Source organism: Mucilaginibacter gossypii, from assembly GCF_900100945.1.
Classification (GTDB): domain Bacteria; phylum Bacteroidota; class Bacteroidia; order Sphingobacteriales; family Sphingobacteriaceae; genus Mucilaginibacter; species Mucilaginibacter gossypii.
Genome location: NZ_FNCG01000010.1, coordinates 72,958 through 85,861 on the forward strand (window position 1 = coordinate 72,958; position 12,904 = coordinate 85,861).

Annotated in this window: 6 protein-coding genes; 4 read left to right on the top strand and 2 right to left on the bottom strand. The window is 45.5% G+C overall.

Going from position 1 to position 12,904, the window contains the following annotated elements:
• Positions 1-39 precede the first annotated feature (39 nt).
• From BLS28_RS18080 to BLS28_RS18100, 4 genes are all read left to right on the top strand, one after another.
• Positions 40-4,230, top strand: a complete 4,191-nt coding sequence (locus tag BLS28_RS18080) for a molybdopterin cofactor-binding domain-containing protein (RefSeq protein WP_091170551.1) — start codon at positions 40-42, stop codon at positions 4,228-4,230.
• On the top strand, positions 4,227-5,312 hold the full coding sequence (locus BLS28_RS18085) for a ComEC/Rec2 family competence protein (protein WP_091170554.1): 1,086 nt from the start codon (positions 4,227-4,229) through the stop codon (positions 5,310-5,312). Before BLS28_RS18080 ends, BLS28_RS18085 begins: the two co-directional genes overlap by 4 nt.
• A gap of 1,377 nt (positions 5,313-6,689) precedes the next feature.
• A complete protein-coding gene (locus tag BLS28_RS18095; protein ID WP_091170560.1) occupies positions 6,690-7,418 on the top strand; it encodes an SDR family oxidoreductase in 729 nt (242 codons plus the stop codon).
• A gap of 177 nt (positions 7,419-7,595) precedes the next feature.
• A complete protein-coding gene (locus tag BLS28_RS18100; RefSeq protein WP_091170563.1) occupies positions 7,596-9,842 on the top strand; it encodes a tetratricopeptide repeat-containing sensor histidine kinase in 2,247 nt (748 codons plus the stop codon).
• Positions 9,843-10,149: 307 nt separating this feature from the next.
• Here the strand turns inward: BLS28_RS18100 and BLS28_RS18105 are convergent, their stop codons facing one another.
• Together BLS28_RS18105 and BLS28_RS18110 are read right to left on the bottom strand one after the other, a co-directional pair.
• Positions 10,150-11,610: a hypothetical protein gene (locus BLS28_RS18105; RefSeq protein WP_091170566.1), complete on the bottom strand. Its 1,461-nt coding sequence runs from the start codon at positions 11,608-11,610 to the stop codon at positions 10,150-10,152.
• A gap of 24 nt (positions 11,611-11,634) precedes the next feature.
• Positions 11,635-12,897, bottom strand: coding sequence for an MFS transporter (locus tag BLS28_RS18110; RefSeq protein ID WP_218134465.1), 1,263 nt, complete (start codon positions 12,895-12,897; stop codon positions 11,635-11,637).
• Positions 12,898-12,904 lie beyond the last annotated feature (7 nt).

Below are 12,904 nucleotides of genomic sequence, written 5' to 3' on the forward strand. Positions count from 1 at the left end.
AATTACCATCGCCTTTCCTATACCCTTTATCATTAAAAAATGAAAACCTTTCCTTTCAAGAAAATCAACTTTTTACTAAACGGGAAAAAAGTCGAACTCGACCAGGTAAACCCCAAAGATTTACTTATTGACTACCTGCGATCCGCTAATGTGGATCTTACCGGTACCAAGCTAAGTTGTGGTGAGGGTGGTTGTGGTGCCTGTACGGTGCTTTGGTCTAAGTATGACCCGAACCTTGGAAAAACGATTGCTATACCCATTAATTCCTGCTTACGGCCTTTATGCTCATTGGACGGGACGGCGATAACGACCATAGAGGGAGCATCGGCAAGCGCCTGCGGACAAATGATCGAAAGTAATATGCTCGATCAATGCGCTTCCCAATGTGGCTATTGTTCACCTGGGTTCGTGATGACGATGTATAGTTTGCTCAACGAAAACAACGCACCAACGGAACAGCAAGTGGAGGATCAATTCGCTGGTAATATTTGCCGTTGTACCGGCTACATTTCGATCTTGAATGCGATGCGGGCCAGTGCAGCACAAGCAGCAACTTTAACCGCAGCCCCCCCTGCGCCGTTGCCGGCTTATCAGCCCGCTGATTTTGAGATACGCGACAAAGGAGATGTTTGGTATCATCCTACGGAATTGGACCAAGTTTTACGGTTGATGCAGGAATACCAACCGGTAGGTACCCGCGCTAAGATCGTGCAAGGTAATACATCCATCGGTATCTATAAAGCCGATGTTGAAAACCCATCGGTGTTCATTGATGTCAGCGGTTTAACGGACTGGAAAAAGATCGAGTTGACCGCCGATGGGATCGCTTTGGCGGGCGGCGTAACGATCGCGGAACTGTTGAATTTTCTAAATGAGAACCTCGATAGCATACCAACTGAGTGGGCCGGAGGATTCCATACCCTCCGTGACCACATGAGGTGGATCGCGGGGGTACAAGTGCGGCATGCCGCCTCCGTGTCGGGTAGTTTAATGATGGTCAAAAATCATGAGGATACCGATAATCCCTTTCCGGGTGATCTTTTTACCTTATTTATGGCGCTGAATGCCCGCGTCGGGTATATCAGTACGGACGGTAGCACGCGTACCAGTTTATTAGAAGAGTTACCGTCTCCGGCGGTTTTCAGAGCGGGTATCCTGGTGACCCGGATCAATCTGCCATATACAGGCAAAGACCAACTCACTTTTTCCTACCGTGTGGCCAGGCGTACGCAAAACTCCCACCCGATTGTCAATTGCGCGTTCTCTTGTCAATTTGATGCGGAGCAAGATCTTAAGCAACTGACCTTGGTCTATGGAGGGATAGGCCATACGGCTTTTAAGCTGAAAGACACGAGTGCACTTACCGGAAAGTGGGATGAAACATTATTAAACACTGCGTTGCCATTGATACGCGCAGAACTACTTCGGGCAACGCCTTTTAAAACAGCGGGTATCACCAACGAATATAAGATTGATCTGGCGGTGAATTTATTTATTAAATTTTTCGCCTACGTAGCTGCGCAGACCGGCGTGAAAGTGAATGCTTCGTTCGCCTCGGCACTTGATGCTCTACGTCCTTTGGCGGTGGGCGATCATCAATATTTTGAATCCCCGTTCTATGACGGCATCCCACTGGTACCCCTACCTCAACAAAAAAACGTGCTGCAGGTCATGGCCCAGCCGATGAGTGTTTCGCCATCTGCCTTCACCTTAACGGAAGAAGCCCCAAAAGCCTTGGCTGTGGTCGGCAAAGAGGTCAAGATCGGCGAGAACGTGCCTCGGAAGATCGATGCCAAAGGCCAGGTTAAAGGTGCTGCTAAATATACCCATGACTTAAAAATAACGACCGATACACTTGACGGTTATTTCGTTTACGCGCAGCAACGTAACGCGCAGTTCTCTTATAAATTACCCATTCCGCAAATACGCGCTGAACTTCTTGACTTATTTGGTGAATGTTATTATATCGTCAATGCGGATATTCCTAAGCCGGCTGTTGATACCGATATTTTTAATGCGGCCAACCCATCCGCCTATGACCCGATCTTTTCGGATGGGAACATCACTTGTTACGGGCAGCCTTTAGGGTTGATTGTGGCGAAGGACCGAAAGATCGCCAAAGAAGCCGCGGCCTATATTCAGGACCGGATCAATTATACACAAGGCGCACTCCCGGAAATTCCATCATTGCAGGTCGCTATCGAGAAAGAGTCCAAGATCTGGCCGCCACAGGGCATGCTGCAAATTTTCCGGCCACTCGAAGTAGAAGATCCTGATCATGATGACAAAATGAAATGGATGGAGGCCCCCTTTGAACAGCAGGGCAAAACGTTTGTTAAAGGCACGCAGATCACCGGGGCTCAATACCATTTTTACATGGAGCCGCAAGGTGCGCTCGCCATTCCGGTAGAAGAAGATCAGATCGAGATTTACAGCGCCACCCAGAACCAAGCCAGTGTACAAAAGCGGATCGCATTCGCACTTAAGATCCCTTTTAATAAAGTCAGGGTAGGTACAACGCGCTTAGGCGGCGGATTTGGCGGAAAGGAATTACGACAGGTGTATGTAGCCGCTGCTGCTGCGGTCGCTGCCAATAAACTTCAGCGACCCGTCAGGTTGCTTTTGGACCGCCACGTCGATATGCAAATGGTCGGCACCCGTCACCCCTTTACCGGGGACTTTTTTATCTCAGCTACCAAAGACGGCCAGATCGAACGGATGCGCGTTGACTACGCTTCCGATGCCGGGCACTCCTATGACTGTTCTTACCCGGTAATGGACCTGGCTTTATTATGTGCCGAGAATGCTTATTATGCGCCGGTATTCAAAACCAATGGTGGTGTTTACCGAACCAATACGCAGTCACGTACCGCATTTCGTTCGTTCGGATTGATACAGGCCACCCTGATCACGGAAGCCGCCATAGAAAGACTCGCCTTTGAGCTCAACATGTTGCCGGAAGACCTGCGTAAGAAGAACTTTTATCCAGATGACCTTACCGGCCGTACGCCGATGCGTACACCATATGGTTCGCCTTTTAAATATGGGCGCATCAACCAGATCTGGGACAAGTTACGGAAGACGATTGATTTTGATACCCGCCTTGACAATGTGCGAACTTTCAATATCAGCAGTAAGTGGAAAAAAAGAGGTATCTCGATGATCCCGCTTAAATATGGGATCTCTTATACGTTCCGCCCCATGAACCAGGGTTCCGCCTATGTTTTCGCTTATAAGGAAGACGGCTCCGTACTGCTCCACCATGGCGGCGTTGAAATGGGCCAGGGGCTGCATACCAAAATGGCACAGGTAGCAGCTATTCAGTTAGGTATCAACATTGAGCGGATCAAGATCGGCGCGACCAATACCGCCATTATCCCCAATGTCAGTTCGACGGGCGCATCGACCGGCTCCGATCTGAATGGAGGCGCTGTCAAGCAAGCCTGTACCTTGCTAAAAAATAAACTAGTCACGTTCATTATGGATGCCGTAAAAGACCCGGCGTCCTTCCCAGATCTAACGGTCGTTCAAATCGGTGACCTTAAAGCAATTGATCTGAATGACCCGGCAGCTTGGGATCGCAGTTGGCCGACCGTTATAAAATACGCTTGTATCGCTAGGATCGATGTTTCGGCCCAATTTTCTTTCGGTAGCCCTCAACTCGGCCAGTTGGTAACCGGTGCCGATGGTAATAACCAGATAGTACCAGAAGACGATCAAATATTTTATTATTATAACAATTGCGTAGCAGCCTCTGAGGTTGAGGTCGATATATTGACCGGCCATTATGAGATTCTGCGTTCAGACATCGTGTATGATGCCGGGGACAGCCTGAACGACAATATTGATATCGGCCAGATCGAAGGCGGCTTCGTCCAGGGTATCGGTTGCCTTACAACCGAAGAAATGCTGTATGCGCCAAATGGCCGGGTCATTTCCGACGGTACCTGGGAATACAAACCACCCTGTACAAAAACGATCCCGCAGCAATTCAATGTTTGGCTGCTCAAATATGTACGAAGCGATGACCCGACCGCGCCCTTAAAGGACAACTATGGCATCAATTCTTCAAAATCTACGGGAGAACCGCCATTGGTATTGGCCAACACCGTTTTTTTTGCGATCAAACATGCGATCGATGCTGCACGGAAGGACCAGGGAAATAACGACTGGTTCGATCTTGAAGCGCCCGCAACAATAGAAAGGATTCAACAAGCCTGTATTGTATGAAAAAGATAACCCTATTCCTGTTGATGGCCTGCGTGGCCAACCAATTTCCGGCGAAAGCACAAACCACCGGAGAAAAAATGTACGCCCATGTCATAGATGTGGGCCAGGGGCTTTCCGTGCTGCTGGAGTTTCCGAAGGGTGCTGTATTGATCGATGCCGGTGCCGCGCCCGACCGCGAGGTCGCACTGATCACTTACCTGAAGAATTTCTTCCAACGAAGGCCGGATCTGAACAATACGTTGAATAGTGTGTTCATCACGCACCAGCACATTGACCATGATATCGCCCTGGATGATCTGACACGTAATTTTAAGATATTGAATTACCTGGATAATGGCCGCCGCCGGGTGACTATCACCGAGGTCAATCACATCTGGATGCAAGATCATTATTCCCAGTTCGGCTGTAAATACGAAGCGATCACTTTTGACAAGATCGCGGCCATACCGCAACATACGGATCTGACGGATGACCTTATTGATGCGGTCGGCGGAACGGTCGATCCAAAGATCACGGTATACAGTGGGGCGTTCGTTGCGCGTCCAACCGGTTGGAGCGATGACACTTATAACGATCCCAATAATAATAGCATGGTGATTAAAGTGACATTTGGCAGCGCATCCTTTTTATTTTCAGGGGACCTGGAAGAAACTGGTATAGCGCAAGTACTTAACCTTTATGCGGGCACCAATGCGCTTAAAGCAGATGTTATGCAGGTTGGCCATCATGGATCCCGAAATGCGATCACGACGCAGTGGATCTCAACGATCAAACCTAAATACGCGTTCATTTCCTGTGGGCACTGGGATGATGGCCGATTGCCGAATGGAAAACCTAAGATATACACCACTTATGCCTACGCACATCCGCATATCGAATCCGTCCAGATATTGGAAGATAGCCTGACGGCTACGCGGCCTGTCGCATTCACGGCTACCGTCGGTACCAAAGGCTCTTACATGGGAAGCATCCCGCAGTTCACTACCAAAACCATACATAAAACCTACGCAACCCCGTGGGATGGAACCATAGTCGTAACCGCTACTTCGACCGGCCAATATACCTTTGCCACACATCAATAAATTAAAGTGCACTAACCTCTCGGTACGTGCTCCAGTAGATAGAAAGAATTTAGCCTCGCTTTTAAGCGGGGCTTTTTATTAAGGTGGATTTCTAAAGTGTTCATGGGCGTGGCCGGGCTCGAACCTGGAACCCAGTTAAAAACTTTTAGTTGGAATTAATATTTTTTAGTATTTTTGGGTAAGCGAAAGGGTAAACGAGTAAAATGCCTCTCCGGGCATTGTGGTTTATGCTGTAAGCGACTGATAATCATTTGATTACAAAGATATCTCCATAGCCCAGGTGGGCGCACTTCCTAACCTTTAAAAAGGTCTAAAAACCCCTTAAATAGCTTATTTAAGGGTTTTTTTTATTAATTACCCCTCAATAACCCTCAAGAAACGTCAACTTCTAAGCACCTAATTTAAGTTTTTAACTTAGGTGCTCAGTTTTGATGTTATGTGTGGAGCCTTGACTAAGGCTAAGCACATTTTTACAGTCGCTTACCGTCTTTTTAATTTCGAAATCGCTTTTTGAAGAGGCTGGCGTGGTACGCTCTTAGAGTTGCAATGTCCCAACTGTATCTTGTTTGAAATTAGAAATGGTGCCCTGGCAATTACCCGGTAAGGATGTCAATCATAATTTATCCAAAATAAATTTTAAAATAGACTGTGCGCTAGTATCAACACAAACCATTGATCTATTAGGCACGAAGATGACAACACTTAGTGCATGCTCTCCCAGATACGGTTTATTGATATTTGGTTAATTATTTTAGAATAAGCGAAATGAAGCAAGCCGAGCTGTTTTTTTAAAGTGGTAATGTATTGATAGTCAGTTTGTTTTTCTGATGGCATAGGGATTGAATGTTTTGAATGATGCAGCACGGGCAGCTTTGACAATGCATTCACTCACATTTTCACCATTATGAATAATTACAGTAACAAGGAAGAGGCAATAATAGATCTGCAAAAGAAAGGCTATGAATTTGACTACGTCCTTAAAAGTGAAAACTTGCTTTGTGTCCAGAATAGGGAACTGCTAAATCCAGACGACTTCGAGATTGTAGAAACGCATCTTTTTGAAAGGGAAGCTGTAAATGATCGGGGCTGCGTTATTTATGCGATAGCTTCGATGCACAATGGGCTGAAAGGCATTCTCATGATCGCATTCAATACTTTTACGAATGGCCTTTCGATTCACCTCTGGTCAAAGCTTTCCGCGGCATTGATTTGCCAACCGACCTGATTCATCAGAAGCGTGTTGCGAAAACGAAGGCGCCTTACCGTTGGCATTGAGATCGAATGTTTGTTGGTCATGATGCCTGTTTAAATGCCAGAGTATCGTGAATAGCCTTAAGCAGACCTTTCCCTGTGTAATGTCTGGCCAACTGAAATGAAATGAAAGATCATAGTTATCATCGGTCCTTAAAACGTAAAAATGTCGTTGTCATAGGAGCTGAATCTCTTATCGGACAGGCTACTGCGATACTTGCAGCAGCAGAAGGGGCGCTTGTAACAGCGGTTTGCAGGAAGTTAAGCCCGGTATTAAAAAACAAATTCGTTCTGCCATTTGGCCGTAATATGAAGGAGAGCGAACTGGGGTGTGATGATTGTTATAAGGAATTATTCATTAACCGGGCTTCTTTAGATCACATGGTCATAGTTCTCCCCGAGCATATGATTCCCATTGGATCGGATGTATTGCCGGAAGTGGCAGAGCGGCATTTTATTACAACCTGTTTTATCAGTATATCTGCTGCTATTAAGTATGCTTTACCGCTCATGGGACCCGGTTGTTCGATTACCATTTGCTCAGTTAATCAATCGCCGGATCCCTGTATTAAAGATATATTACCCGATTATACGAAGGCAATGGCAGTTCCATTAGCGCCTGTTCGCTTGAACTGCGTTACAGTAGGTTTGCCTCGCCAGGAGTCTTACTACCGTACAATTACGGAACGCCCAACCAGAATTACAGCGGTCAATGATGTTCGATTCTTCGGCAGCTTCCGGGAACCGGGGGATGTGGCGCTCGCGCTGATTTATCTCATAAAGCACCCGTTTGCCACCGGGGAAAGCCTGGTAATCGACGAAGGCAGGTTAACAAAGCGGCTCCATGATAAATGATTGATTGAGGGCATCAGCAGTTTGATCTGAAAACGATGAATTGCGCTAAGCCCGGAGATTGTTGTAGATCCAAACATATCGTATTGATGAATATGAACTTAAAGTCATCATCTCATCCCGAGAAAGCATGAAAATTGAACTTTTAAACATTTTAGCTAATCAATTTATAATCAGATTATGAGAAAACCTATACTGCTATTTATCCTGGTTGGAACGATCTTTTTGTGCAGGGGCCAGGAGATCAAAAGGCAACAAGCAGACCAACTGCTAAAAATAGTCCAGCAAAAGGTTACAGATACCGCGCATATCCATGCTTTATTAACCCTTGCAGAATTCAATATATTCAAAAAAGGTCAATTGAAGACAGACCTGGACAGCGCGCGGTTGTTTATTGACCAGGCGAAACGCATGAATACAAAAATTAAATCCATTACGGCCTACGGATACACTTCTTTGGTAGAGTCGTATCTGGCAAGGAAAATCAAACAAGAGGAAATAGCAAAGGTTTTAAACGATAAAGCCATCCAGTTGTTGAGTGATGCTAAAAACTATTACCACCTGGGGCAGGCTTATTACCAACGTGCCACTTATTATAATCCTTACGATGATTCGGGCAGCAGTAAGGTCCTGGATCTATACACGAAAGGGATTGAGGCATTTAAAATGACGAATAATGTCGAAAGGCAGGCGTACGGATATAAGCGTCTGGGTGAGTATGACAACGCTGTGCAAACCACTTTAGAAAAACTTCTGAAATCACTGGCACTTTACAAATCTATCCATTATCAGGCGGTACAGGAAGTATATGATCTGATTGCTGTTGCTTATTTGTATGATACCAATCTGCAAAAGGCGCTGTCCTATGCATTACTTGCGCTGAAAACGGCAGAGCTGGACAAAGACACCACTATGCAATTGTGCGCCATTAATAATCACCTGGGTTTGATATTTTACAGGAAACATGATTATAAAAATTCAACATTCTATTTTGTCAAGGCGCTTAAAACTGCGGAAACATACAACGATGTTAATACCATCTATTTTCTATGTGTTAACATCGCAAACAGCTACCTCAATACCGAACAGCCGATCGCCGCAAAGCGGATTTTGCAACAAGTTTTGGGAAAATACCCGGCGCCGAAAAACGATATGGATCTTTCGAGGATAACCAATGAATTATTTGTGAAAATATATACGAAATTAAATCAAATCGGTAATGGCAGACCTTATGCCGAAGCGTTAAGGACTATTGACCTGAAATATAAAAACAAGCTGAATGTTGCTAAGCTGATTGAAGATAATTTCATCATGTCCAAGTTCTACCTGGCGGCGCAATCATTTGGTCAGGCAACCGATTATATGAAAAAAAGTGAAGAATTGCTGGCCAAAAACGGCACTGCTTACGACCGGTCGGCGTTATATTCCCTAAAATTCAGGATTGACACGGCCAAAGGTAATTACCGGTCGGCGGTGCAGCATTTGATACATTTCAATAAGATACAGGATTCGATTTTCAACGAGCGCAAGGCGGTCGAGTTCCAAAAACAGCAAGTGCAATACGAAACGGAAAAAAAGGATCAGCAGATAAAGCTGCTGCAACAAAATGAGCTGCTGCAGCAAACAAAACTTAAACATGCGGGTCTGGTTCAAAACCTTACCATGGGGGGTATCATCGTGATGCTGATCATCAGTGCGCTGATCTACCGTATTTACAAGCAGAAGAAAGCGGCAAATGCCATCATCACACACAAAAATGAATTATTACAGCAATTGCTTACCAGCAAAGAATGGCTGCTGAAAGAAGTTCACCATCGCGTTAAAAATAACCTGCACACGGTTATCTGCCTCCTGGAATCACAGGCACAGTATTTAGAAAATGATGCCTTGAAAGCGATTGAAAGCAGCCAGCATCGTATTTATGCCATGTCGTTAATTCATCAGAAACTTTACCAGTCAGATGAAATTAAAACTATTGACATGGCCTTTTACATTCCGGAGTTGGTGCAATCTCTTCAGGACAGTTTTGATACCTTCGGGAAAATCCATTTTATCATTGATGTGGAAAAGATCGAACTGGGTATCTCACACGCTATTCCTTTGGGGCTGATCCTGAATGAAGCCGTTACAAATTGCATTAAGTATGCGTTTCCCGGTGATAGAAATGGCGACGTTTTCATTCTGATGTCGGAAAATGATGGCTTGATTAAACTCGAAATTATTGATAACGGGATCGGTATGCCGCAAAATCAATGTCAAAATGGAACTGAATCCCTGGGGCTTAAGCTGATTAGTGGCTTAAGTGCTGATATCCACGCCGATTACAGCTGCGAAGCTGAATATGGAACTAAAATTACCATATCTTTCAGGAATCAAAATCTAACAGATTCAGATCGTTACATGGAAACAGGTGCAGCTATTGTTTGATTAGACAGGCGCCCGGTAATGTCCTTGCTTAATGACCGCTGAATAGTCAAATGCGGGTGCCTTGATCTTTAGGATTGTATCTTTAGGCGGTTGTAGCAGTCATTATCCGTCAGATCAAATAGTAAGACGACCTATTGCCTCATAAGCCCGAATGTAAATATTGTTGCCCCTACCAGAGCACATGATGGATTGAATGCAACGGATAAAAAACGAAACGGATATTTGTTTTTGGTAAACAAATATCCGTTTGATAGATTTGCCCCCAATTCCTTTTTTGGGTTGATGTTAGCAGCCTGCTTTCTTAACTCTATAAAAATACCTGCGTTGCAATAACATAACTGCCCTTTGAAAAAGCTTGCTGATTATTAACAACGATAGGTCTGGTTTGATATTTAAAGGAGATTTTGGCATGATGGCCGTCAAGGTAAACGTTACCGCCGGCACTCCACCAGGTGAATTTTGAACTGCCGTACCTTTCAAATTGCTGCAAGCTGTATTCGGCAAATGGCTGTAAACGCACAACGTCTGTTTTTAAAAGCGTTTTGGGCAATAAAAGGCCAACCTGGGTAAACCATGATGAACCTGTACCAATAATCGGAGCAACGTTACCATAGCCGGCCTGTGATACAACTCCGGTATAGTTTTGGGCCGGTCCGACATTTTCATTCATGATCGATCCGTTTCTCAGGTAATTTGGCCCGAAGTCATCATGGTAATAAACACTATAGCCGGTAAATGCCCAGTTTTGCCGCTTGCCGCCAAAGGGTAGATCGGCAAATACGTCAGCCGCCCAAATGCTAATATTATGGTTAATTAGCGGAGATGTAGCTGTATTGTTTACTTGCGTGGTGGTACCCTTGCCGGTGTAATAGTAGCCGACACCGATATTCAGCACCTTTTTTGTACCAACATAGGTTCCAGTGGTATAAGGAACCAAGGTGTTTTCTTTATCAAAAAATTGCCAGGCTGCATATCCCGTAGTAGACAGGTTACCGTTTGCGTTGTTATCTACCGCATAATTTAATTCAGGGGCATTGGGCTTAGCATAGGCGACGGCGGGAGTAATAACAGTAAACGGCTTGTTAACCGCCCATCGGTAGGTAACAGGCCCTATAACACCCTTAAGATAAATACCCACCTGGCGTCCCAGCTGATCAGAATTATCGATCAGGGGCCAGTTGTAAATTGGCGCATCGATGGCCAGGAAGTTGAATGAGCTTAAGGATGACATGCGGCTGATACCAACCCAGTAATGCAAGCCCGTACCAATGTATAATGAGGCAAAGTTACGCTTATGCGTTGCAAAATCATTGTCTGGAACAATGGTATATTCATTCCATAACTCATGCACGTACAGGGAAGGCTTTTTGCCCAAAGTTCCGTTGAATGTTGCGCCGCCGTTTCCCGTATTGCCGCCTCCTGCCGAACCACCGCTGGAGAAGCTTTGATTATCTATTCCAATAGTTCCAAGTACCAGGTAGCGCTGGCTTAACTGGCTGTATAATGCAAATCGGAATTGGCGAACGCTGAAGTCCAGTATATTATCTTTAGCGATGCCGTTTACTGCAGTACCGGGATTCAACTCTGAATATCGGGCCCTGAAGTCTGTCCAGACCAGGAACCTGACATATTTTTGACCCGTGCTGTCCAGCTTAATGGTTAGCCCGTCAGTATAGGATGGCGAACCGCCTTGCCCGTAAGCTATGCCAATTGTCAAAGCCAGAATTACTGAAAATGAAATTTTTCTGATGTATTGTTTTGTTTTCATCGTCGTAACGTTTAGATATTTATATCATTTCTTTGCGGCAGAACCGGTTTCTTTGATGATCAGACTGATCAGAAATGCCATTCCGGTAGTTGCCAGCAGGAAAGTAACAGCCCCATTAAAATGAACTGCCGGGTCCGCCGCGGTCGTTAAGGTTTTTCCAAAAAAGTGTGCGAACACCGGTCCCAGTATAGCGGTAACACCAAATGTCAGGAAGTTAATCCCGCCGGTCGCACTGCCTTTAACACTATCTGGGTTGGCTTCCTTGATGATGGAATATGGGATCATAGCCGTTCCAGAGGCTATGCCGAATATGAGCATTGTGACAAAAGCAGAGATCAGGCCTGGAAAGTAGGTAAATTGTATTAGGCAGATAACCATCAATATGATGCACAAAGATAATACAGGCTTTCTCCTACCAAGGAGATCAGAAAACCAACCGAGTAGGGGGGCGCCAATCACCCAGCCGAGCGGCACCATGGAGCAGGTAATTACTGCCAAACTATAGGAAAAACCTCGGTCATGTTGCAGGAAAGTAACTCCCCAGGTCATGGCAAAAATCGTGGTAGGAGCAAACAACAACCCTGAAATAAGTCCGCTCAAATAGGATTGAGGATTGGAAAAAACAACTCGGTAAGGAACGAGTATGCCCGAAAGAGTGTTTTGTTGCTGGTTACGCTTATTTTCTGCAGGCGTACTCAGGAAAAGCATTAGTGTGACTATACCGCAGGCAATGCCTATCCCAACCCAGAATACGGTAACAGGCAAACCTGACCTCAATAAGGGACCGGTCACGAACTGACCTGCCGATCCGCCAAGCATACCAATACATTGGGTTACCCCAATTGCTGTGGCCAGATAACAGGGGGCGAATCCATGGGCAGCGAGATAAACACATCCGGTAAAGGCAAATGCAGAACCTGCTCCCTGAAGTAAACGGCCAAAATCGCCCATGGCTGCAGACGGTGCAGCAAAAGCCAGGCAGCCTAAGAACAATATACCGGTGCCAATAGCGATAGGGTAGCGTGCGCCGAAACGGTCTAAAGACATTCCTGCTATTAAGCTGGTAACAGAATAGGTATAATAATAAGTACCTAAGATGCCACTTACACCCAAAGCGTTTACCTTAAAAAGTGTGCTTAACTGGCTGATCATTACAGCCGGTGCCGACCGAATGACATACTCCAGAAAATAGAAAATCAATCCGAAAACCCAGGCTATAATAAATGCGCGGTCCCGGAACATACGGCTCATAGTGGGATTAGCTGCCGGCGATGTTATGTTTTTCATGTCCTTC